Raw genomic sequence first — 23,201 nt, forward strand, 5'->3', positions numbered from 1 at the left:
ATGACGACCCCTCTGCACGACAGCGAACTTTTTCAGACCGGCTATCTGGCCGACGGCGAGTGGCACCGCGCCGCCGCCACCTTTGATGTGTTGAATCCTGCGACCGGCGAAGTGCTGGCCGCCGTAGCGAAGGCGGGCAAGGCTGAAACCGAACGGGCGATCGCCGCCGCCGAGCGCGCTTTCCCCGCCTGGCGCGCGCAGACCGCCAAAGCGCGCTCCGAAATCCTCTATCGCTGGTATCAGCTGATGATCGAGAACAAAGCCTGGCTGGCGCAGCTGATGACCGCCGAACAGGGCAAGCCGCTGAAAGAGGCGGAAGGCGAGGTGGAATACGCCGCCAGCTTTATTCAGTGGTTTGCCGAGCAGGCGAAGCGCGCAAACGGCGAAATCATTCCGCCTGCCAAACCCGGCTCGCGTATTCTCGCCACGCGCGAGCCAGTTGGCGTGGTTGCCGCCATAACGCCGTGGAATTTCCCTATGGCGATGCTGACGCGCAAGCTTGGCCCTGCGCTGGCGGCGGGCTGCACCGGCATTATCAAACCGGCCAATAACACGCCGCTGAGCGCGTTCGCGCTGCTGGCGCTGGCAAAAAAAGCGGGCGTGCCGGACGGCGTGCTTAACGCGGTGGCTGGCGATACCCACGCCATCAGCGACGCCATCATGGCCAGCAAGGCGGTGCGCAAAATTTCCTTTACCGGATCGACCCAGGTCGGCAAGACGCTGGTGCGCAACGCCGCCGAGACCATGAAAAAGGTGTCGATGGAGCTGGGCGGCAATGCGCCCTATATCGTCTTTGAAGATGCCGATATCGACGCGGCGGTAAAAGGCGCCATCGCCAATAAATTCCGCAATGCCGGCCAGGTCTGCGTCAGCGTTAACCGCTTCTATATCCACGACGCCGTTTACGAGCGTTTTGTGAACCAGCTGGCTGAGGAGGTGAAAAAGCTCAAGGTCGGCAACGGCGTAGAGGAGGGAGTAGTGGTGGGACCGCTGATCAACGCCGCCGCCGTGGATAAAGTAGAAGAGCACGTCAAAGACGCTAAGGCCAAAGGCGGGCGCATTGTTACCGGCGGCGAACGCCATACGCTGGGCGGCAACTTCTGGCAGCCGACGGTGATTGCCGACGCGCACGAAGAGATGAAGCTGGCGCGGGAAGAGACCTTTGGTCCGGTGGCGGCCTGCTTTCGCTTCAGCGAAGAGGAAGAGGTTATCCGTCGCGCCAACGACACGGAATTCGGCCTGGCGGCCTACTTCTACACCCAGAACCTGCAGCGCGTCTTCCGCATCTCGGCCGCGCTGGAAAGCGGCATGATCGGCATTAACGAATGCGCGGTATCGACCGAGCTGGCGCCGTTCGGCGGCGTAAAAGAGTCGGGGCTGGGGCGCGAAGGTTCCGTGCTCGGCCTGGAAGAGTATCTGGAGGTTAAGGCGCTGCATATCGGCGGCCTGAGCGAAAGCTAACGCGCGGGCGGCCTCGCGCCGCCCGGTGAGGAAGGACAGGAGCCTTCATTATGAAAACCGAGCGTTTCGACTTTAATGAGATCGTCGACCAGTCGCATTTCTTCCGTCAGTTCAGCGAGCGCTTCGCCCTGAACCTCTACCGTATTGGCGACCTGGATGCGTTATGGGATGTACTCACCGGCAAAGAGCTGCCGATGCCGCTGGAAATTGAATTTATTAATCTGGGAAAGGGGCAGAAACGGCGCTATGGCGCGCTGATCCTGTTATTTGACGAGGCAGAAGAGGAGCTGGAGGGCCAGCTCCGCTTTAATATCAAGTAACCCAGCAAAAAGGGCCCCGACAAGCGGGGCCAAGGGGTTCGTCAGCAGTTGACGAGGAATTACTTATAGAGTTCAGCAGTGAAGTGGTAGTTGTCGCCGGTGCGCGCTTCGATCACTTTATAGGCGCTGGCACCCTGCTCATCGGCTTTCTGAGAAAGCTGCGCGCGATAATCCATCGGCGCGCCCGCTGTACCACTGATCGTCACTGTCCCCGCAGGCTGCATATTCTGCGCCTGGTCGCCGGTAATCAGCTGCGCTGCCTGAGCGCCGAATGCGATTACGGAAAGCAGGCTAATGGTTGCGATGGTTGTTTTGATTTTCATTGTTCGTCTCCTCATTACAATCAACAACCTGCGGTTGACATCATGATGCGGGTCGTCGATATCGCAGGCGTCACGCGGACGCCCAGTCGGTTAATTATTTATAGAGCTCAGCCGTGACGTGATAGGTGTCGTCCTGGTTGTTCTCGATGATGCGATAGTGGCTTGCGCCCTGCGCGTCAGCCTTCTGGGATAGCGCCTGACGAATATTGGTCTGGTCGCCGTCATGACCGCTGATGCTGATGGTCTGGTTCAGCGGCTGCAGGGTTTCGGCCTGCTGATTTGATACCAGAGTGGCAGCGCTGGCGCCGAATGACAGGGCGGCAGTCAGCGTGGCTAAAGCGATAAGTGATTTGGTTTTCATGGTCTACTCTCCTGAATTCATCGATAAGGCCACCCGATGCGCAATGCGCGCTTCAATAAGGTCGCCCTTGCAATGACGTCTTATTTATACAGCTCAGCGGTAGCGTGATAGTTGCCGTTGTTATAAGCCTCGATGACGCGATAGGCGCTGGCGCCTTGCTGCTCAGCTTTTGCATTCAGCTCTTCTTTAATCTGCATCGGCGAACCTGCTACGCCGCTTACGCTTACTGAGCCGATAGGCTGCAGATTTTTCGCCTGCTGCGCGTTGATAGATTCTGCTGCAAAAGAGCCGAATGACAGGGCGGATAGAATGCTCAGGGTTGCGATAGTAGCTTTAACGTTCATGATTATTTCCTCGTCGTCTGTTTTTGTCTTTTTGTTTGGTGTGATTTGCATCACGAAAAGAAGTATAGAACTAATAACAGTTGAAATTAATACCTGCCTAATAATGTTTTCTTGTGATACTTTATCCTTATGACGCATTTTTATTCTTTATAGTTATAAAAAACGGTCAAAAAGCAGGCAGTAGCTGGTAAATGCCTTAAAAAACAGCAGGGTGAGTCACTTTATCTTTTTGTGCGAAAGGATATGGTGAATATGGCTGGTTATTGATTTGGATCTGGGTGTTGTCGCTAATAGCCTTGTGTAAAGCAGCGTAAAATAGCGCAAAAGGTTAAGCAGGCAAACAGGTATGACCAAAGAGATTCAGTAAAACCCGTTGGGAAAAGAATAAGCTAACAGGCTGAATCAGCAGAGGAGAAGACGCGGGCAGGGCAAACGGAACCACCGGCAGCGCGGCTGCCGGTAGAAGAGAGCGGTTTAAAGCTCCTGTTCAAACACCGTCAGCAGCGCGCTGTGCAGTTTCCTGACGGTAAACGCGCGCGCGGGAGTAATGAAGATCGTATCGTCACCGGCAATAGTGCCGAGAATGCCTTCCGCCTTGCCCAGCGAGTCAAGCAGGCGGGCAATCAGCTGCGCCGCGCCAGGACTGGTGCGGATCACTATCAGCGCATCGTTATAGTCGATATCCAGGACCAGATTTTTTAATGGGCTGGTGGTGGTCGGCACGCCCAGTTCCGCCGGCAGACAGTAAACCATCTCCATTTTGGCGTTACGCGTGCGTACTGCGCCAAATTTAGTCAGCATACGAGACACCTTCGACTGATTGATATTGTCGAAGCCTTCCTCCTGCAGCGCCTGTACTATCTCGCCTTGAGAGCTGAATTTCTCTTGTTTTAACAAGGCTTTAAACGCTTTAATCAGTTCGTCTTGTTTAGATGGGTTTCGCATAAGCTACCAGTAAAGAAAAATGCCGAACGCCCGCCGACGGCAGATACATTATTATGCATATGAATGAATTTTTATGCAATTAGTCGATAAAAAAGGCAGGCGCCGCGGGTTGCGGGCGGCAATCATAACAAAATTTTTTGCGCAGACCAAAACGGCGCGAGGATGTGAAAAGCGAAGGTTGCAGAATTGTTATACAATTGAGGTGTTATATGGATAGCTATCACGGCCATGCTCTATCTGCTATCGGCATTGTTGTCGGTCATTCAGGCGTGTTGTGCTGACAAAGTAGCAACCCAAAAGATTAAGTGCTGCTGCACGCATAATGAACAGTGGGTTTGTCATCGTCTGAGAAGTTGATTCAGGTCTGGACACAGATGGAAATTCGGCTCTACTCTGCCCCACCTTAATAAGGAGTACAGAATGAAAGTTGCCGTTCTTGGCGCTGCTGGCGGAATTGGTCAGGCGCTCGCCCTTCTGTTAAAAACCCAGCTTCCTGCGGGTTCTGAACTCACGCTCTATGATATCGCGCCGGTGACGCCCGGCGTCGCGGTGGATCTCAGTCATATTCCCACCGCGGTCAAAGTCCAGGGCTTTAGCGGCGAAGATGCGACGCCGGCGCTGCACGGCGCCGATGTGATCCTGATTTCGGCGGGCGTGGCGCGCAAGCCGGGTATGGATCGCGCCGATCTGTTTAACGTTAACGCAGGTATCGTACGCAATTTGATTGAGCAGGTGGCGCAAACCGCGCCAAAAGCGCTGACTGGTATTATTACCAACCCGGTCAATACCACGGTGGCGATCGCTGCTGACGTGCTGAAAAAGCACGGCGTCTATGACAAAAATCGACTGTTCGGCGTTACCACGCTGGATATTATCCGCGCCAATACCTTTGTTGCCGAGCTAAAAGGCAAGCAGCCGAACGAGGTTGAAGTGCCGGTGATTGGTGGTCACTCCGGCGTGACTATTTTGCCTCTGCTGTCGCAGGTGCAAGGGGTGAGCTTCAGTGATGACGAGGTCGCCAGCCTGACAAAACGCATCCAGAATGCGGGTACCGAAGTGGTCGAAGCCAAAGCGGGCGGCGGATCTGCCACGCTGTCGATGGGCCAGGCGGCGGCGCGCTTCGGCTTGTCGCTGGTGCGCGCGCTTCAGGGCGAGGCGAACGTGGTGGAGTGCGCTTACGTTGAGGGCGACGGCGAGTACGCCCGCTTCTTCTCGCAGCCGCTGCTGCTGGGCAAACAGGGGATCGCGGAGCGACGCGCTATCGGCACGCTGAGCGATTTTGAACAACAGGCATTAAGCGGCATGCTGGAGACGCTGAAGAAAGATATCGCACAGGGTGAGGAGTTTGTGAAGCAGTAAGCGCGCCTGCACCCAGGCGATTTCCACTGCTGACGAGGCCCGGCTTAACGGGCCTCTGTCGCAAGTCAGAAAAGCGGCGGGGCGGCGATCGGCGCCCCCTCTCTGGCGCTCAGGTAGCGTGCCGCAACCCTTCCCACATCCTTTCACTGCGGTCCTTTGCAAGGCCGCACCGCTCGCCGCCTTAAAGACCACCAGACTTAAAGGTGCGCGCCGCCGGCGTGCCGTTGCTGGCTGGCGTCTTCTTGCCCAGCGTTTCCATACGCACCTGGAAAGGCGGGAAGGGCATTTCGATGCCGTGCTCGGCAAAGCCTTTCAGGATCAGCTGATGCAGCTCGTGGCGCAGCGGCATGCGGTGGCCCATCTCCGCTGCGTGAATGCGCAGCTCAAACAGCTGAATGCCCTGCTGCAGATCGACCAGGAAGACGTCCGGTGCCGGCACGTCGAGCACGTAGCTGCAGCGCTCGCACGCCTGCCGCAGCACCGTCGTGACCTCTTCGCTGTCCACATGCGCGGGCGCTGGAATGGTCAGCACCACGCGCGTCACCGAGTCGGAAAGCGACCAGTTGACGAACTGTTCGGTAATAAAGGCCTTGTTCGGCACGATAATCTCTTTGCGGTCCCAGTCGATAATCGTGGTGGCGCGCGTATTGATGCGCGTAATGCTGCCGGTCAGATCGCGGATCGTCACGGTGTCGCCAATACGAATCGGCTTCTCGAACAGAATAATCAGGCCGGAAATAAAGTTGGCGAAAATCTCCTGCAAACCAAAACCAAGTCCCACACCGAGCGCGGCGACCAGCCACTGCAGCTTCGACCACTCGATACCGATCATTGAGAAGCCAATCAGCCCGCCAACCAGCATCAGCACATACTTGGTCAGGGTGGTAATCGCGTAGCCGGTGCCGGGCGTCAGATTGAGGTGCTGCAGCAGCGCCAGCTCCAGCAGGGCGGGCATATTGCGCACCAGCTGGGTGGTAATAATCAGCACCAGAATCGCAATCAGCACCGAGCCCAGCGTAATCGGCTGGATGCTCTCCACGCCCTGCACCGTGGTGCTGACGTCCCACAGTCGAATATTCTCAAGAAAGCCGAAGGCGGAATGGATCTCTGACCAGAGCACGATCACCGACACCAGCGCGATCAGGGTAAGGATAGAGCGCACCAGCCGCAGCGACTGCGCGCTGATGGCGTCGAGGTCGATAATCGGCTCATCCACGTCGACCTCGCCGTTTTGCGCCGCCGACTCTTTCTCCTCTTCGTGACGCGCGCGGTTGGCCAGCATATCGGCACGGCGCTGGCGCGCGCGGTCAAAGGCGATGCGACGCCGCTGGATCAGCATCCAGCGGCGGATAATGTGGTAAATCACCAGCAGCAGAAACCAGATGGCGACAGAGGTTTCCAGCCGCGCCAGCAAGGCCTGTGCGGTCGCCAGATAGCCAATCATCGAGGCGAGGGCGGCAGCGAGCGGAATGGCGATCATCAGGTTCCACAGCACGCGGTTCACCAGGTTATCGCCGTTGCCCTCTTTATCCAGATAGAGCGGAATGCCGGCGCGCTTAAGGCTAACGGTCACGATCGACAGGGCGCCGCAGATCAGGATAAAGCAGAGCCGGCCAAGCGAGGCGGAAAACTGGCGATCTTCCATATTGGCGAAGGCGATCAGCAGCATAATCAGCGGCACGATCAGGCCGATGGTCAGCGAGTAATAGCGGGTCGCGCGCGCGACGCGGGTCTGCGGCCAGCGAAAATGCACCACAAACAAACCGTTAGGACGGGCGAACGCGGCGCTGATCATAAAGGCCCACAGCAGCGGCAGCGTCGCCGTAATGCCGTCGCCGAACGCCACCGCGATAGGGTAGGGCCAGGCGTGCTGCAGCCCGTAGCCGAGCGCGGCCCAGAGCACCGGCAGCGGCAGCGCAACCAGGATCGACCAGAACACGGTGCGCACCGTCAGACGGAAGCGATCCTGAGTCACTTTGCCCACTTTGCTCGCCGAGCGCGCCAGGAAGGCGTTGAAATGGCGACGCGTTCTGAGGCTGAAGCCCACCAGCAGCACCGCGCCGATCAGGGGCAGCACTGTCTCACGGCTGGTGACCATCATCGCCAGCGCTTTGCCCAGCTGGCCCAGCGTGTCGAGCGACAGCAGGCGCGACAGATCCCGCGCCACTTCTACCGGATAGTTCAGGCCGATGGGGCTGATGTCTGCGGTCCAGAACAGGTAGCGGTGGGTAGCATCTTTGACGTCGGTCAGCGCATCCTGCAGCTGGGTATTGGCGACCTTGAGCTTGGTAATCTCCAGAATCAGCGTATCGCAGCCGGAGATCAGCGAATTAAGCAGCTCGCGCTGGGTTTTCAACTGCGCATCCAGAATGCGGCGCTGTTCGGCGCTGAACGGCTGCCCGTCAGCCTGATGCGCTTTGCGCAGCGCCTCCTGCTGCTGCAGCAAATCTTCATAGCGCAGGCGCTGCACGCGCAGCTGCGCCATTTCGTTGTCAATCTGCTGCGACTTAGGCATATCAGGCAGCCGCGCCACCTGCGCGCGCAGCGCCTCGCCTAACAGATTGGAAGCGCCGAGCCACTGCGACTGTTCGCGCAGCGTGCCCAGCGCCTGACGCACCTGGATAATCTGGTTGGTCGCCAGTCGCTGCTGGGACGCCACCAGATCCATGCGCTGCGCCTGCTGGTTCAGCGCGCCGGAGAGGTCGCGGTTAACGCGAAACTGATCGCTGATCACAGGCGGCAGGTCGCCGCTGTTTTCCGCCAGCTGTTCGGTGCGCGCCAGCGCCAGTTCCGCTTCGCGCTGACGCTGTTCGTTAAGCTGATTGCGCAGCGCCTGCAGATAGTTGTCGAGCTGCGCCGCTTTAAGCTGATGCAGGTCGGCGCGCATACGCGCCAGCTCCTGACGATTATTGGCAGAGAGCTGCGCCAGTTCCAGCTCATCCACGCGCGCTTTATTGACCGCGTTTTCCGCCTGGCGCGCCCACAGCTGCGCCTGAGACTGCGGCGAGGCGGCGGCAGAGCCGCTCTGCAGGCGGCGGTCGCTCTCGGTCATCGCGCGACGCGCGTCGGTTTGCTGCTGGGGAAGCTGCGACAGCGAGTCGCTGATCTCGCGGGCGCGATCCTGCTCCTGCTGCGCCTGGCGCCCCTCTTCCAGCAGCTGGCTGCTGACCTGCAGGATCTCCTGATCGAGCTGGGCGCTGCTCATGGTGCCGCGCACGCTTTTGCTGCCGTCGTCTAGCGAAGTGATTTGCTGGCGCAGTTCGCGCGCCAGGCGAGGGAAGTCGTCGATGACCTGCTGATACTGCTTTGCGCGCTCCAGCGACGCATCGCGTTCGGAAAGGTAGTTGAGGGCAGCCTCCAGGGACTGCACCTGCTCCGCCTGCGCGGGAGAGCTTTTTGCCGCTTTCGCCTCGTCCAGCGCCTGTTTAAGTTGGCTGGCGTCCGGCACGGTGGCCGCCAGCGCTGAGGTGCTGAGCCAGAGGCTCAGCAGCAGGATGAGAAACGATCGCACAGCAAAAACACTCTCAGCGGTTAGTCGGCGATAACGTCGACGGGGTCGGTCTGCGGCAGCACAAGAGCCAGCGGCTGGCCGAGGCGAGTCTTGCTTTCAGCTTCCAGGCTCTCCGCCAGCTTAACGCGTCCCGGCGCAAACAGATTAATCACGGTGGAGCCCAGCTTAAAGCGGCCCATCTCCTGGCCTTTCAGCAGCACAACGGCGCCTTCGCTATCCGCAGCGGGATAGTGCCAGCGTTTGATCACCCCTTCGCGCGGCGGGGTAATGGTGCCCGCCCAGCTGGTTTCGATGCTGCCGACAATAGTGGCACCCACAAGGATCTGCACCATGGGGCCGATATCGGTATCGAAATAGCAGATAACGCGTTCGTTGCGCGCGAACAGATTGGGGATATTGCGCGCCGTCAGCGGGTTCACCGAGTAGAGATCGCCCGGCACGTAGATCATCTCGCGCAGGATGCCGTTGCACGGCATATGCACGCGATGGTAGTCGCGCGGCGCAAGGTAAGTGGTGACGAAATGGCCGTCGCGGAACTGCGCCGCCATCTCTTCCTGACCGGCCAGCAGCGCGTCCAGCGTATAGTGATGGCCTTTCGCCTGGAAAATCTGGTCGCCTTCGATGCGGCCCAGCTGGCTGATAGCGCCGTCGGCAGGCAGCACGATCAGGTTCGCGTCGGGATCGACCGGACGCGCGTCATCTTTCAGCGGACGGACAAAAAAGTCGTTAAAGGTGCGATAGCTGGCGGTATCGGACTTACGCGCTTCCGACATATCCACCTTGTAGAACCAGACGAAGATATCAATCACCAGTTTGGTCAGCCAGCCACCACGACGGCTGGCACCCCAACCCGCAAGTTCCGTTAACCATTTTTTCGGCAGTACATGATTCAGGCCGAGTTTTACACGATCAAACACCTTAGCCTCCTGGCTTTGTTTCGCGTCAATCAAAAGGGGGCGAATCATATCAGCGCCCCGGTCAGATGGCGAATTTCCCCATGATCCCTTCCGTAACAGAGGCGATGCAGGGTCAATGCCGCGGTAAGCAGCGAGCGTCACTCGCTGGAAGAGAAATTCTTGCGCGTTTTTACCTGCGCCATGCTCTCCAGAATACGGTGATAGTTGTCAAAGCGCGAAATGTCTATCTGACCCGCCTCGACGGCGGCGCGGATAGCGCAGCCGGGATCGCTGCCGTGCTTACAGTCGCGGAACTTACAACCGCCGAGAAATTCACGGAATTCGACAAATCCGCGGGTAATTTGTTCCGGCTCAAGATGCCATAAACCGAACTCGCGCACGCCCGGGGAATCGATCACGTCGCCGCCGTGGGGAAAGTGGTACAGGCGCGACGCGGTGGTGGTGTGCTGACCCAGCCCGGAGACGTCAGAGACGTCGTTGGTGACGATGGCGGTTTCCAGCGCCGCGTCAAGGCCGAGCAGGGCGTTCAGCAGGCTCGACTTACCGACGCCGGACTGTCCGGCGAAGATGCTGATGCGATCGGTCAGGGCCGCTTCGAGATCCGCCAGGCCCGCTTTTGCATGGCTGGAAACCATCAGCACGCGATAGCCAATGCGGCGGTAGATATCCATCTGCTCATCGACGAAGGCGCGCGCCTTGTCATCCAGCAGGTCGGTCTTGTTCAGCACCAGCAGCGGTTCGATACCCAGCGTTTCGCTCGCCACCAGATAGCGGTCGATAATATTCAGCGACAGCTCGGGCAAAATCGCCGAAACGATAATGATCTGGTCGATATTGGCGGCGATAGGCTTCAGCCCGTCGTAGTAGTCGGGGCGGGTCAGCACGCTGCTGCGCTCATGCACCGCTTCGACGATGCCTTTGCCGCCGCCCAGCGCCGGACGCCAGACGACGCGATCGCCGGTCACCAGCGAACGAATAGTGCGGCGCAGGTTGCAGCGATGCACCTCGCCCGCGCGGTCTTCGACATCTGCGTGCATGCCGAAACGGCTGATCACCACGCCTTCCGCTGCTTCACCAAACAGATTATCGTCCGCTTCCGGCGCATCGCGCTGGTTCAGACGACGCTGATGGTTAGCGCTGACGCGACGTTGTTGACCTTTCGACAGTTTATTTTTGCTCACGCATCCTCTCAGACTTTCGTCAGACTTCGCCCGGCTGGGCAAAACGTCTATGATACACCTTATTCACTATTGATGACGATAACGGCTACGGCGGGAAACAGCATGGCAACAGGAAATGAAAATAATCTGATTTGGATCGACCTTGAGATGACCGGTCTGGATCCGGAGCGCGACCGCATTATCGAGATTGCTACGCTGGTGACCGACGCGAACCTCAATATTCTGGCGGAAGGGCCGGTAATGGCGGTGCATCAGTCCGACGCCCAGCTGGCGCTGATGGATGAGTGGAACGTACGCACCCATACCGCGAGCGGGCTGGTAGAGCGCGTGAAAGCCAGCGAGTTTGACGATCGCCGCGCTGAACTGGCGACGATTGAATTTTTAAAACAGTGGGTGCCCGCCAACAGCTCGCCGATTTGCGGCAACAGCATTGGTCAGGATCGCCGCTTTCTTTTCAAATACATGCCGGAACTGGAAGCCTACTTCCACTATCGCTATCTCGACGTAAGCACCTTAAAAGAGCTGGCGCGTCGCTGGAAGCCGGAGATTCTGCCAGGCTTTAAAAAAGCGGGCACGCATCAGGCGCTGGATGATATTCGCGAATCGGTCGCCGAGCTGGCATACTATCGCGAGCACTTTTTGCAGCTCTAGTCCTGAAAGGTGCGCAGGAAAACAGCAGGTTGCTGCTTTAATCGGCAAACGAATCGAAAGCGCAAAATTTTGCTTTTAGACTCTTGCAGCAGCAGTAATTTCTCGTATAATGCGCACCCCGTACCGATGAAGAATTTATACAACGGTACAAGGCGCGGGAATAGCTCAGTTGGTAGAGCACGACCTTGCCAAGGTCGGGGTCGCGAGTTCGAGTCTCGTTTCCCGCTCCAAAATTTGATTAGCAGTACCTTTCCTAAGCGGGAATAGCTCAGTTGGTAGAGCACGACCTTGCCAAGGTCGGGGTCGCGAGTTCGAGTCTCGTTTCCCGCTCCAAAATTTGTTTAGCAGTACCTTTCCTGTGCGGGAATAGCTCAGTTGGTAGAGCACGACCTTGCCAAGGTCGGGGTCGCGAGTTCGAGTCTCGTTTCCCGCTCCAAATTTTACATCACCAAATATCAGACGCTTAGTTAAGCCGTTGACGATCGCCGCGTGACGCTGCGCTTATCAGGTTATCCACAGCGCGTCAGCCGTGTTTTACCGCTGCTTAAGGCGATCTGTAAAACTATTTTGAACAGAGTTATCCACAACTTTGTCTCTCTCCTCGCACGCTATCCACATTCGTATTTGTACACATTTTCTATTTAACTCATTGAATTATCGATAAATGAAGGTATTTCATTTTGTTAAAATCTTCTCTGACGCGCTCTGTGTCAGTTGAATGACAACGCCTTTTTATTTTTATGCACAGCTTGTGGAAAAGTCGCTGACCAACATCGCTGATTACTTATCATGCGTCACGCGGCAAACCCTTCTCAATCGCGCGCACCAGCCGTTTTTGCTGCGCGGGCTGCACGTCAATCACCAGCGCCTGCCGTTTTTCCTGCTGCTGAAGCAGGGCCCACTCGATATGTTCATCAAGCAGCGGATTTTCGCCCAGCCGCTGCTGCAGCACGTCCGCAATTTCGGCGCGCCAGGGGGCGTTGCCCAGCGCCACGGCAATATTACGCAGCCAGCGCAGATGGCCGATGCGGCGTATCGCTGAGCCTTCCGTCACGCGTAAAAAGGTTTTCTCGTCCCACTGGAACAGCGTCATTAGCTCCGGCGCATGCAGCGCGGCGCGCGGCGAGAAGTCCGTTTCGTCGCTGAGCTGGCCGTAGCGATTCCACGGGCAGATCAGCTGGCAGTCGTCGCAGCCGTAAATGCGGTTGCCCATCAGCGGGCGCAGCGCTTCCGGAATGGCACCCTCAAGCTCGATAGTGAGGTAGGAGATGCAGCGGCGCGCATCCACCACGTAGGGTTCCACGATGGCGTTGGTCGGGCATATGGTCATACAGGCGACGCAGCGGCCGCACTGCTCCTCCTGCGGGGCGTCAATCGGCAGCGGCAGATCGATCAGCAGCTCGCCGAGGAAAAACCAGGAGCCCGCCTCGCGGTTAAGGATCAGCGAATGTTTGCCGGTCCAGCCGAGGCCCGCCTTAGCCGCCAGCGGTCGCTCCAGCAGCGGCGCGGAGTCGACAAACGGGCGAAAATTAAGCTCGCCGCACTTTTCCTGGATCATTTCTCCGAGCTTTTTCAGGCGATTGCGCAATACTTTGTGGTAATCACGCCCCAGAGCGTAGCGGCTGACATAGCCAAGTTGCGGGTTTTTCAGCGTGCTGGCGAAGGCGGCTTTGGCCGGAAGATAGTTCATGCGTACGCTGATTACGCGCAGCGTGCCGGGCAGCAGTTCATGCGGACGCGCACGCATCATGCCGTGGCGCGCCATCCACTCCATTTCGCCGTGATACTGCTTGTCCAGCCACGCCTGCAGACGCGGCTCTTCCGCGCTGAGATCGGTGTCGGTGATGCCGACCTGCTGAAAGCCGAGATCCTTGCCCCACTGTTTAATCTGTTGAGCAAGCTGATGAAGATCGAGAGGGTATGACATGAGTAACCAGGAATCGAAGGCGAACAGCCGCAGTTTACCATATTCCGTCTGGCCTGCGCAGGCTCTGCGCCAGCTGGAGCGCGACGGTGCCGACGCGCTGGGCATTACGCTTTACGAGCTGATGCAGCGCGCCGGGCAGGCGGCGTTCGAGCTGGCGCGTGCGCAGTGGCCGCAGGCGCGCAGCTGGGTGATCCTCTGCGGGCAGGGCAATAACGGCGGCGATGGCTATGTCACAGCGCGGCTGGCGCAGGCGGCGGGCTACAGGGTCACGCTGCTGGCGTGCGACAGCGATAAACCTCTGCCTGAAGAGGCACAGCGCGCGCGCGAGGCCTGGCTGGAAGCGGGCGGCGAGATCCATGCCGCTGACGCCGCCTGGCCGGAGCAGGTCGATCTTATCATCGACGCGCTGCTGGGCACCGGCATCAATCGCGCGCCCGCCGGGCCCTGTCTCAGGCTGATCAAACAGGCGAACGCGCATGCCGCGCCGGTGCTGGCGCTCGATATGCCGTCAGGGCTGTCGGCGGCGACCGGCTGCGCACCGGGTGAGGCGATCGCCGCGACGCAGACGCTGAGCTTTATTGCGCTGAAGCCCGGCCAGATCACCGGCAAAGCGCGCGATCTTATCGGCGAGCTGCGCTACGCCGACCTTGGCCTGAGCCCCTTTCTCGCCGGTGAAAACGCCCCGATGGCGCGCTTCGACGCCAGCTTCCTTTCACACTGGCTGAAGCCGCGCAGGCCGACCTCGCACAAAGGTAATCACGGTCGCCTGCTGGTGGTCGGCGGCGACACCGGCACCGCAGGCGCAATTCGCATGACGGCGGAAGCGGCGCTGCGTGCCGGGTCGGGGATGGTGCGCGTCCTGACGCATCGCGATAATATTGCGCCAGTACTGACGGCGCGCCCGGAAATCATGGTGGACGAGCTGACGGAGGCGAGTCTGCAAAGCGGGCTGGCGTGGGCGGACGTTATCGCCATTGGTCCGGGTCTGGGCCAGCGCGAATGGGGACAGAATGCGCTGAAAGCGGTTACTACCAGTGAAAAGCCGATGCTTTGGGACGCTGATGCGCTTAACCTGCTGGCAATCAATGCGGAGAAACGTCAGAATCGCATCATTACGCCGCACCCGGGCGAAGCGGCGCGGCTGCTGGGGATTAAGACCAGCGAAGTCGAGAGCGATCGCCTGCTCGCCGCGCAGCAACTCGCGGCGCGCTACGGCGGGGTGGTGGTGTTGAAAGGTGCCGGTACCCTTATCGCCAGCGAGCAGGGCGAAATGGCGTTCGCCGACGTCGGCAACGCTGGCATGGCCTCCGGCGGTATGGGTGACGTATTAAGTGGTATTATCGCCTCAATGATGGGGCAGCAGCTGGCGCTGTTCGACGCGGCCTGCGCAGGCTGCGTGGCGCACGGGGCGGCAGCGGACGCAGTAGCGGCGCGGCGCGGTACGCGCGGCATGTTGGCAACAGATTTATTCGAGCTGCTTTGGCAGTTTGTTAATCCAGAGATGACCCAATAATAAAGCATGAAGACCTGTGTTATTTCCTTGCCCGATGAGGCGGCGACCCTCGATCTGGGCGCTAAGCTGGCCCGCGCCTGTACCGGCGCGGCGGTAATCTATCTCTATGGCGATCTGGGCGCGGGTAAGACGACCTTCAGCCGTGGATTTTTACAGGCGCTTGGCCATCAGGGCAACGTTAAAAGCCCGACCTATACGCTGGTGGAGCCTTACCAGCTCGGCGCGCGCGCGCTCTATCACTTCGATCTCTATCGCCTGGCCGATCCGGAAGAGCTGGAGTTTATGGGGATCCGCGACTATTTCACCGGCGAAGCTATCTGTCTGGTGGAGTGGCCGCAGCAGGGCGCGGGCGTGTTGCCGCCGCCCGATCTGGCGCTGACGCTGAGCTACGTCGGGGCCGCACGCGAGGCGCGCCTTGAGGCGCACTCCGCGCTGGGCGACACGCTGACAGAGCAGGTGGCGCAGGGATGATCGCACGGATAAAAAGCGCGCTGCTGCTGGTACTCTGCCTGGCGACGGCGCCCGCGCTGGCGGCCAGCCTCTCCGATATCAAAGTCGAAAACGGCGACAGCAGGGCGACGGTGACGTTGAGCTTCGCCGGGCAGCCGGTGTACGGCTTCTTTCCGCTGCACAACCCGGAGCGCGTGGTGCTCGATATTCGTCAGAGCGGCGTGATTCAGGGGCTGCCGCTGAACTTCAGCGGTGAAAATATCGTCAGGCGCATTCGCACCAGCACGCCAAAGGATAAGCAGAGCATTCGGCTGGTGTTCGAGCTGACGCAGGCGGGCAAAACCCGCGCGGTGACGCAGCGCAACGGCAGCAGCTACAACGTAGTGTTCACTATTCAGGGCAAACAGCCGGTGAGCCGCGCCGCGCCGGTTTCAACGGCGTCCACATCGACGCCGGCACGGACAGCCCCGAGCCGGAGCGCCGTGAATCCGTTCAACGCGAATCAGGTGACGGCGGTCAGCAATACCAACACCACAACGCGCCCAGGCAATGCGGTGCCCACCAGCAATGACACGGTGATTGTGGCCATCGACGCCGGACACGGCGGCCAGGATCCCGGCGCTACCGGCCAGCGTGGACTGCATGAAAAGAACGTCACTATCGCCATCGCGCGCAAGCTGAAGGTGCTGCTGAACAACGATCCGATGTTTAAAGGCGTGCTGACGCGCGACGGCGACTACTTTATCTCGGTGATGGGCCGTTCCGAAGTGGCGCGTAAAGAGAACGCCAACCTGCTGGTTTCCATTCATGCCGACTCGGCACCGAGCCACAGCGCCACCGGCGCCTCGGTATGGGTGCTGTCGAACCGCCGCGCCAACAGCGAAATGGCGAACTGGCTGGAGCAGCGCGAGAAACAGTCTGAACTGCTGGGCGGCGCAGGGGATCTGCTGGCGAACAGCCAGGCCGATCCCTATCTGAGCCAGGCGGTGCTGGATCTGCAGTTCGGTCACTCGCAGCGCGTCGGCTACGACGTGGCGTTGAAAGTGCTGCAGCAGCTGCGCGGCGTTTCGCCGCTGCATAAGCGTTTGCCGGAGCACGCCAGCCTCGGCGTGCTGCGTTCGCCGGATATTCCCTCGCTGTTGGTGGAGACCGGCTTCATCAGTAATGCCTCGGAGGAGCGACTGCTCGGCAGTAGCGCTTACCAGGATAAAATTGCGATGGCTATCTACAAAGGCCTGCGCAATTATTTCCTGGCGCACCCGCTACAATCGCTCCCAAAGGAGGAAAACCGGCCGATCGGCTCATCGCCGACGGTGAGCGTCGCCAGTAATCCGGCGACCGGCACCACGCAGTATACCGGCGCAGTGCAGCGTCATACGGTAACCCGCGGTGAAACGCTCTCCGGCATCGCCGCGAAATATGGTGTCAGCATGGCAACGCTGCGCGAGATGAACCGACTGAAGCGCGATGTGATCTGGGTCGGACAGCGCCTGAAGGTGCCGGCCAGCAATACGGTGGCCGCGCGCGGCCCGACGCGGCATAAAGTGGTGCGGGGCGACTCGCTGACGGCTATCGCCGCCCATTACGGCGTCAGCCCGCAGGCGATCATCCAGGCGAACAATATGAAGTCCTCAAATGTGATGTTGGGGCAAACCCTGAAAATCCCCGCCTCCTGACGGTCAGCCCGGCCAGGCGCCGGGCCAGGCTCTACAAGGATAATCACCATGCCCATTCAAATTTTACCGCCGCAGCTGGCTAACCAGATTGCGGCGGGCGAAGTCGTCGAGCGTCCAGCGTCGGTGGTAAAAGAGCTGGTGGAAAACAGCCTCGACGCCGGTGCGACGCGCATCGACATCGATATTGAAAACGGCGGCGCGAAGCTGATCCGCATCCGCGATAACGGCTGCGGCATCAGCAAAGAGGAGCTGGCAATGGCGCTGGCGCGCCACGCCACCAGTAAAATTGCCTCGCTCGACGATCTGGAAGCGATTATGAGCCTGGGCTTTCGCGGTGAAGCGCTGGCCAGTATCAGCTCGGTGTCGCGCCTGACCTTAACCTCGCGCACCCAGACGCAGAACGAAGCCTGGCAGGCGTATGCCGAAGGCCGCGATATGGCGGTCACGGTGAAGCCTGCGGCGCATCCGTGTGGCACCACGCTGGAGGTGCTCGACCTCTTCTACAACACGCCCGCCCGCCGCAAATTTATGCGCACCGAGAAAACCGAGTTTGGCCATATCGACGAGGTGATCCGCCGCATTGCGCTGGCGCGTTTTGACGTCTCTATTTCGCTCAGCCACAACGGCAAGCTGATGCGCCAGTATCGCGCGGTCAATGATGAGGCGCAGCGCGAACGGCGGCTGGGCGCGATTTGCGGCACGACCTTTATGCAGCATGCGCTGCGCATCGACTGGCGACATGACGATCTGCTGCTGCGCGGCTGGGTCGCCGATCCGGCCGGATCGCGCCAGCTGACCGATATTCAGTATTGCTACGTCAACGGCCGCATGATGCGCGACAAACTGATCAACCATGCGATACGCCAGGCGTTTCAGGCCCAGCTGCAGGCCGACCAGCAGCCCGCCTATGTGCTCTACCTGGAGATCGATCCGCATCAGGTAGACGTCAACGTGCATCCCGCCAAGCATGAGGTGCGTTTCCATCAGTCACGGCTGGTGCACGACTTTATCTTTCAGGGCGTGATGAGCGTGCTGCAGGAGAGCAGCGCGCCGGCCCTGCCGTCGATCGCGGCGGAAGAGCCGGCGCCGCGCTGGCAGCCGGAGAATCGCCAGGCGGCGGGCGGCAACCACTTTTCCCAGCCCGCCGCGCCGCGCCGCAGCGAAGGCGGGGGCGCGAGTCCGGCAACGGCCGCGCAGCCGGGCTGGCAGAACAAAGAGAACCTTTACAGCAAGCGCGAAGGCGCGGTCTATCAGCAGCTGCTGAAAACGCCGGCGGCTGGTCCGCGCGCGCCGGCTGAACCGGTCGCGCCACCGGCCGCGCCGCGCGCGCAGCCGACCGAGGCGCCGCTCTCCTCCCATGCGCAAAGCTTTGGCCGCGTGTTAACGGTGGTGCGGGAGCGCTATGCGCTGCTGGAGCAGGAGCAGAGGCTGCTGCTGCTGTCGCTGCCTGTGGCGGCGCGCTGGGTGCGCCATGCGCAGCTGCAGCCAGGGGAAACGGGGCTGAAGTCGCAGCCGCTGCTTATCCCGGTGCGCATGAAAGTTGCCCGGCCGGAGCGCCAGATCGCCGCAGAGCGGCAGAGCCTGCTGAATGCAATGGGCATCGATCTGCAGCCGGAAGGGGACCACGTTACGCTGCGCGCGGTGCCTTTACCCTTGCGCACGCAAAATTTACAAATCTTGATTCCAGAGCTGTTAGGCTATCTCGCCCAGCAGCCGGAGAGCGACGCCCCACAGCTGGCTCAATGGCTGGCGCGACGTTGCGATACCGACGCGCTCCACTGGAATCACTCGCAGGCGATTACGCTGCTGGCGGAGCTGGAACGACTCTGCCCGCAGCTGCTGAAATCGCCGCCTTCTGGCCTGCTTCAGGCCCTTGATATTGAGAGCGCGCTTGCCGCATTAACGCATGAGTGAACAAAACCCGGCTGGCCGACCAAAGGCTATTTTTTTGATGGGGCCGACCGCCTCGGGCAAAACCGCGCTGGCAATAGCGCTAAGAAAGCAGCTGCCGGTGGAACTTATCAGCGTCGACTCTGCCTTAATCTATCGCGGGATGGATATCGGCACGGCCAAGCCCTCGGCGGAGGAGCTGGCGCAGGCGCCGCATCGGCTGCTGGATATCCGCGATCCGTCGGAGGCCTATTCCGCCGCCGACTTCCGCCGCGACGCGCTGGCGGCCATGGCGGAGATCGTTCAGAACGGCCGGATTCCGCTGCTGGTCGGTGGAACCATGCTCTATTTCAAAGCGTTACTGGAAGGATTGTCGCCGCTCCCCTCGGCCGATCCCGAGGTGCGTCAGCGCATTGAACAAATGGCGCGTGAAAAAGGGTGGGAGGCGCTGCATCGTCAGCTGTGCGACATCGACCCGGTGGCCGGAAGTCGTATTCATCCGAATGATCCGCAGAGACTTTCGCGAGCACTGGAAGTTTTTTTTATTTCGGGTAAAACTTTAACGGAACTGACTAAAACATCCGGCGAAGCGTTACCCTACGATGTGTATCAGTTCGCCATCGCCCCCGCGACCCGTGAACTGCTGCATCAGCGCATCGAACTGCGCTTTCAGCAGATGCTGGTGTCAGGATTTGAAGCGGAGGCCCGCGCCCTGTTTGCACGAGGTGATTTGCATACGGATATGCCTTCCATTCGCTGTGTCGGTTATCGTCAGATGTGGTCGTACCTGGCTGGCGAGATCGATTACGACGAGATGGTTTATCGGGGAATTTGCGCAACCCGGCAGCTTGCTAAACGCCAGATGACCTGGTTACGCGGCTGGGAAAATGTACGCTGGCTTGACAGCGACAGCCCAGAATCGGCGCGTGACGAGGTGCTTCAGGTTCTTAGTGCGAAGCATGGGTGATTGTGTACAATTGGCTGGTTATCGTGCGCAAATTTTTACGCAGTATTTTCAGAACTTCGGTTCTACAAGTAATAAACAACAAGCATATAAGGAAAAGATAGAATGGCTAAGGGGCAATCTTTACAAGACCCGTTTTTGAACGCACTGCGTCGTGAACGTGTTCCGGTTTCGATTTATTTGGTCAACGGTATCAAGCTGCAGGGACAAATTGAGTCTTTCGATCAATTCGTGATTTTGTTGAAGAACACGGTAAGCCAGATGGTTTACAAGCATGCCATTTCTACCGTGGTTCCATCGCGCCCGGTTTCACATCACAGCAACAACACGGGTGGCGGCAGCAATAACTACCACCACGGCGGGAGCAACGCTTCTGCGCCATCGCAGCCACAACAAGACGGCGATAACGCGGAATAACGCGCTCCCCGTACAAGCCAGGGCGGGAGAACACAGACTGTTTTCCCTCCTGGTCTTCTATTTTCTAAGCGAGGTTATAGCTTGTTTGACCGTTATGAAGCCGGTGAGCAGGCCGTACTGGTACACATCTGGTTCTCCCAAGACAAAGAGATGGAAGATCTCCAGGAATTCGAAACCCTGGTCTCTTCTGCGGGCGTCGACGCGCTGCAGGTCATTACTGGCAGTCGTAAAGCGCCACATCCCAAATATTTTGTCGGTGAAGGAAAGGCAGCTGAAATTGCCGATGCGGTAAAATCAAGTGGAGCATCGGTCGTATTATTCGATCATGCCTTAACCCCTGCGCAGGAACGTAATCTGGAGCGCCTGTGCGAATGCCGGGTCATTGACCGTACCGGTCTGATCCTGGATATCTTTGCCCAACGCGCCCGAACCCATGAAGGTAAGCTGCAGGTTGAACTGGCCCAGCTGCGCCATCTTGCTACCCGACTGGTACGCGGCTGGACGCACCTTGAGCGTCAGAAAGGCGGTATCGGCTTACGCGGCCCGGGTGAAACCCAGCTGGAAACCGACCGTCGTTTGCTGCGTAACCGAATCAGCCAAATTTTATCCCGCCTTGAACGCGTAGAAAAACAGCGCGATCAGGGACGTCAGGCGCGCGCCAAAGCGGACGTGCCGACCGTGTCGCTGGTTGGCTATACCAACGCCGGTAAATCTACCCTCTTTAACGCCGTCACCTCCGCTAACGTCTATGCGGCGGACCAGCTGTTTGCAACGCTCGATCCCACGCTGCGCCGTCTGAACGTCGCGGACGTCGGCGAGGTGGTGCTGGCGGATACCGTTGGCTTTATTCGCCATCTGCCTCACGATCTGGTGGCCGCGTTTAAAGCGACGCTGCAGGAAACGCGTCAGGCGACGCTGCTGCTGCACGTCATCGACGCCGCCGACGTGCGCGTCAGTGAGAATATCGAAGCGGTTGATGCGGTACTGGAGGAGATCGAAGCAGACGAGATCCCTACGCTGCTGGTCATGAATAAAATCGATATGCTGGACGGCTTCGTGCCGCGCATCGATCGCAACGAAGAAAATCTGCCCGTTCGCGTCTGGCTTTCAGCCCAGAGCGGCGAAGGTCTGCCGCTGCTATGGCAGGCGCTCTCTGAGCGTCTGGCCGGCGAAATCGCGCAGTTCGAACTGCGCCTGCCGCCGGAAGCGGGCCGCCTGCGCAGCCGCTTCTATCAGCTGCAGGCCATTGAAGATGAATGGAATGAAGAAGACGGCGGCATCGGGCTACGCGTGCGTCTGCCGATGGTTGACTGGCGACGCCTGTGCAAACAGGAACCGGCGCTGCTCGATTACATAGTTTGACACGTTGCCCAAACGTCCTTACGCAATAGCGTGTATGGTGTAGCAGGCGGCCGCCGTTTTTCTGGGATTAAGGCGAACGAAGGCGGCCAACGCAGCTACAGCCGCGAAAAGCAGGGTTTACCCAACATTTCCCGCTGTAGCAAGGCGGCAACTGAGTGAATGCCCGGGAGCTTACATCGGTAAGTGACCGGGTTGAGCGAAGGCGGCCAACAGAGCTACAGCCGAGAAAAGCAGGGTTTACCCAAAGATTTCCGGCTGTAGCAAGGCGGCAACTGAGTGAATGCCGGGAGCTTACATCGGTAAGTGACCGGGTTGAGCGAAGGCGGCCAACACAGCTACAGCCGGAAAGCTGCAGGGTAAACAGCGCACTTACAATAAATGGAGTAGAACATGGCGTGGAATCAGCCCGGTAATAACGGACAGGACCGCGACCCGTGGGGAAGCAGCAATAATAAAGGCGGCAACTCTGGGGGAAACAAAGGCGGTCGCGAACAGGGACCGCCGGATCTGGATGATATCTTCCGTAAGTTGAGCAAAAAGCTCGGCGGACTGGGCGGTGGCAAACAGAGTGAAAATGGCCAGCGCAGCGGCGGCAGCGGTGGCAAACTGGTCGGGATCGTCGCTGTTGCGGCGGTCGTAATCTGGGCCGCCAGTGGATTCTACACCATTAAAGAAGCGGAGCGCGGCGTCGTTACGCGCTTCGGCAAGTTCAGTCATCTGGTTGAGCCAGGCCTGAACTGGAAACCTACCTTTATCGATCAGGTGCGCGCGGTAAACGTTGAAGCGGTGCGCGAGCTTGCCGCTTCAGGCGTGATGCTGACCTCGGATGAGAACGTGGTGCGCGTTGAGATGAACGTGCAGTACCGCGTGACCGATCCTGAACGCTACCTGTTCGCCGTCACCAGCGCGGACGACAGCCTGCGCCAAGCGACCGACAGCGCGCTGCGCGGCGTGATCGGGCGCTCCACGATGGATCGCATCCTGACTGAAGGCCGTACCGTGGTGCGTAGCGATACGCAGCGCGAAATCGACGAAACCATTCGCCCTTACAATATGGGCATCACGCTGCTTGACGTTAACTTCCAGGCGGCGCGTCCGCCGGAAGAGGTGAAGGCGGCGTTTGACGACGCTATCGCCGCGCGTGAAAACCGCGAGCAGTACGTGCGCGAGGCGGAAGCCTACGCCAACGAAGTACAGCCGCGTGCCAATGGTCAGGCGCAGCGCATCCTCGAAGAGGCGCGCGCTTATAAAGAACGCACCGTGCTGGAAGCGCAGGGTGAAGTGGCACGCTTCGCCAAGCTGCTGCCTGAGTACAAAGCGGCACCGGATATCACCAAAGAGCGTCTCTATATCGAAACCATGGAACGTGTGCTGAGCCATACCCGCAAAGTGCTGGTTAACGACCGCGGCAATAACCTGATGGTGCTGCCGCTCGACCAGCTGATGCGCGGCGCAACTGGCGCGGCGCAGAGCGGGCAGAAAGGCGCGAGTCTGAGCACGCTGCCCGCTTCGCCCGGCAGCACCGCCAGCCGCAGCGACACGTCAGCCTACAATCCAGACAGCATCATGGATCAGCGTCGGGCCAATGCTCTGCGCAACGATACCCAGCGCGAAGGGAGAGAGTAATCG

At 59.4% G+C, this 23,201-nt stretch carries 20 protein-coding genes and 3 tRNA genes; 15 read left to right on the forward strand and 8 right to left on the reverse strand.

The annotated features are described in order from the left end of the window. Both LB453_RS04340 and LB453_RS04345 read left to right on the forward strand, forming a co-directional pair. Positions 1 to 1,461: an NAD-dependent succinate-semialdehyde dehydrogenase gene (locus LB453_RS04340; protein ID WP_103794474.1), complete on the forward strand. Its 1,461-nt coding sequence runs from the start codon at positions 1 to 3 to the stop codon at positions 1,459 to 1,461. A gap of 50 nt (positions 1,462 to 1,511) precedes the next feature. Next, positions 1,512 to 1,781 carry a barstar family protein gene (locus tag LB453_RS04345; protein ID WP_103794475.1) on the forward strand — a complete coding sequence of 90 codons (270 nt, stop codon included), beginning with the start codon at positions 1,512 to 1,514 and terminating at the stop codon, positions 1,779 to 1,781. Between the two features lie 59 nt (positions 1,782 to 1,840). Here the strand turns inward: LB453_RS04345 and yhcN (LB453_RS04350) are convergent, their stop codons facing one another. From yhcN (LB453_RS04350) to argR, 4 genes are all read right to left on the reverse strand, one after another. After that, complete coding sequence (gene yhcN / locus LB453_RS04350) at positions 1,841 to 2,104, reverse strand: peroxide/acid stress response protein YhcN (RefSeq protein WP_103794476.1); 264 nt, start codon at positions 2,102 to 2,104, stop codon at positions 1,841 to 1,843. A 94-nt stretch (positions 2,105 to 2,198) separates the two neighbouring features. Continuing rightward, positions 2,199 to 2,465: a YdgH/BhsA/McbA-like domain containing protein gene (locus LB453_RS04355; protein ID WP_103794477.1), complete on the reverse strand. Its 267-nt coding sequence runs from the start codon at positions 2,463 to 2,465 to the stop codon at positions 2,199 to 2,201. Between the two features lie 80 nt (positions 2,466 to 2,545). After that, the gene (gene yhcN / locus LB453_RS04360; protein WP_103794478.1) at positions 2,546 to 2,809 is read right to left on the reverse strand and encodes a peroxide/acid stress response protein YhcN; all 264 of its coding nucleotides are present in this window, start codon (positions 2,807 to 2,809) and stop codon (positions 2,546 to 2,548) included. A 474-nt stretch (positions 2,810 to 3,283) separates the two neighbouring features. After that, positions 3,284 to 3,754, reverse strand: coding sequence for a transcriptional regulator ArgR (gene argR, locus LB453_RS04365; protein WP_103794479.1), 471 nt, complete (start codon positions 3,752 to 3,754; stop codon positions 3,284 to 3,286). Positions 3,755 to 4,174: 420 nt separating this feature from the next. Between argR and mdh the strand changes: the two genes are divergently transcribed. Next, positions 4,175 to 5,113: a malate dehydrogenase gene (mdh, locus tag LB453_RS04370; protein ID WP_103794480.1), complete on the forward strand. Its 939-nt coding sequence runs from the start codon at positions 4,175 to 4,177 to the stop codon at positions 5,111 to 5,113. A 181-nt stretch (positions 5,114 to 5,294) separates the two neighbouring features. Here the strand turns inward: mdh and mscM are convergent, their stop codons facing one another. From mscM to rsgA, 3 genes are all read right to left on the reverse strand, one after another. Continuing rightward, the gene (mscM, locus tag LB453_RS04375) at positions 5,295 to 8,624 is read right to left on the reverse strand and encodes a miniconductance mechanosensitive channel MscM (protein WP_103794481.1); all 3,330 of its coding nucleotides are present in this window, start codon (positions 8,622 to 8,624) and stop codon (positions 5,295 to 5,297) included. Positions 8,625 to 8,644: 20 nt separating this feature from the next. Further along, positions 8,645 to 9,541: an archaetidylserine decarboxylase gene (gene asd, locus LB453_RS04380; protein ID WP_103794482.1), complete on the reverse strand. Its 897-nt coding sequence runs from the start codon at positions 9,539 to 9,541 to the stop codon at positions 8,645 to 8,647. Between the two features lie 137 nt (positions 9,542 to 9,678). Beyond that, on the reverse strand, positions 9,679 to 10,722 hold the full coding sequence (rsgA, locus tag LB453_RS04385) for a small ribosomal subunit biogenesis GTPase RsgA (protein ID WP_103794483.1): 1,044 nt from the start codon (positions 10,720 to 10,722) through the stop codon (positions 9,679 to 9,681). Between the two features lie 102 nt (positions 10,723 to 10,824). Between rsgA and orn the strand changes: the two genes are divergently transcribed. The 4 genes from orn (at position 10,825) to LB453_RS04405 (ending at position 11,809) form a co-directional block, all read left to right on the forward strand. Beyond that, positions 10,825 to 11,373 (forward strand): oligoribonuclease, encoded by a 549-nt coding sequence (orn, locus tag LB453_RS04390; protein ID WP_033754827.1) that lies wholly within the window; start codon positions 10,825 to 10,827, stop codon positions 11,371 to 11,373. Between the two features lie 154 nt (positions 11,374 to 11,527). After that, positions 11,528 to 11,603 (forward strand) — tRNA-Gly (locus LB453_RS04395). Positions 11,604 to 11,630: 27 nt separating this feature from the next. Continuing rightward, a tRNA-Gly gene (locus LB453_RS04400) sits at positions 11,631 to 11,706 on the forward strand. A 27-nt stretch (positions 11,707 to 11,733) separates the two neighbouring features. Next, positions 11,734 to 11,809: transfer RNA gene (locus LB453_RS04405), tRNA-Gly, on the forward strand. A gap of 351 nt (positions 11,810 to 12,160) precedes the next feature. Here LB453_RS04405 and queG read toward each other — a convergent pair. Further along, a complete protein-coding gene (gene queG / locus LB453_RS04410; RefSeq protein WP_103794484.1) occupies positions 12,161 to 13,300 on the reverse strand; it encodes a tRNA epoxyqueuosine(34) reductase QueG in 1,140 nt (379 codons plus the stop codon). Here queG and nnr point away from each other — a divergent pair. The 8 genes from nnr (at position 13,299) to hflK (ending at position 23,198) form a co-directional block, all read left to right on the forward strand. Then, positions 13,299 to 14,813, forward strand: a complete 1,515-nt coding sequence (nnr, locus tag LB453_RS04415) for a bifunctional ADP-dependent NAD(P)H-hydrate dehydratase/NAD(P)H-hydrate epimerase (RefSeq protein WP_103794485.1) — start codon at positions 13,299 to 13,301, stop codon at positions 14,811 to 14,813. The genes queG and nnr overlap by 2 nt on opposite strands. A 6-nt stretch (positions 14,814 to 14,819) precedes the next feature. After that, positions 14,820 to 15,284: a tRNA (adenosine(37)-N6)-threonylcarbamoyltransferase complex ATPase subunit type 1 TsaE gene (gene tsaE / locus LB453_RS04420; protein ID WP_103794486.1), complete on the forward strand. Its 465-nt coding sequence runs from the start codon at positions 14,820 to 14,822 to the stop codon at positions 15,282 to 15,284. After that, positions 15,281 to 16,939, forward strand: coding sequence for an N-acetylmuramoyl-L-alanine amidase AmiB (gene amiB, locus LB453_RS04425; protein ID WP_224481602.1), 1,659 nt, complete (start codon positions 15,281 to 15,283; stop codon positions 16,937 to 16,939). Before tsaE ends, amiB begins: the two co-directional genes overlap by 4 nt. Positions 16,940 to 16,987: 48 nt before the next feature. Beyond that, a complete protein-coding gene (gene mutL, locus LB453_RS04430) occupies positions 16,988 to 18,853 on the forward strand; it encodes a DNA mismatch repair endonuclease MutL (protein WP_103794488.1) in 1,866 nt (621 codons plus the stop codon). Next, entirely contained in the window at positions 18,846 to 19,796 is a 951-nt protein-coding gene (miaA, locus tag LB453_RS04435) for a tRNA (adenosine(37)-N6)-dimethylallyltransferase MiaA (protein WP_103794489.1), read from the forward strand. The genes mutL and miaA overlap by 8 nt, the downstream gene beginning before the upstream one ends. Before the next feature lie 102 nt (positions 19,797 to 19,898). Beyond that, positions 19,899 to 20,210, forward strand: coding sequence for an RNA chaperone Hfq (gene hfq, locus LB453_RS04440; protein WP_033754840.1), 312 nt, complete (start codon positions 19,899 to 19,901; stop codon positions 20,208 to 20,210). 81 nt (positions 20,211 to 20,291) lie between these two features. Continuing rightward, positions 20,292 to 21,572 (forward strand): ribosome rescue GTPase HflX, encoded by a 1,281-nt coding sequence (gene hflX, locus LB453_RS04445; RefSeq protein ID WP_103794490.1) that lies wholly within the window; start codon positions 20,292 to 20,294, stop codon positions 21,570 to 21,572. A 390-nt stretch (positions 21,573 to 21,962) separates the two neighbouring features. Further along, entirely contained in the window at positions 21,963 to 23,198 is a 1,236-nt protein-coding gene (gene hflK / locus LB453_RS04450; RefSeq protein WP_103794491.1) for an FtsH protease activity modulator HflK, read from the forward strand. Positions 23,199 to 23,201 lie beyond the last annotated feature (3 nt).

It is taken from the genome of Pantoea agglomerans (assembly GCF_020149765.1).
Taxonomy (GTDB): Bacteria; Pseudomonadota; Gammaproteobacteria; order Enterobacterales; family Enterobacteriaceae; genus Pantoea; species Pantoea alvi.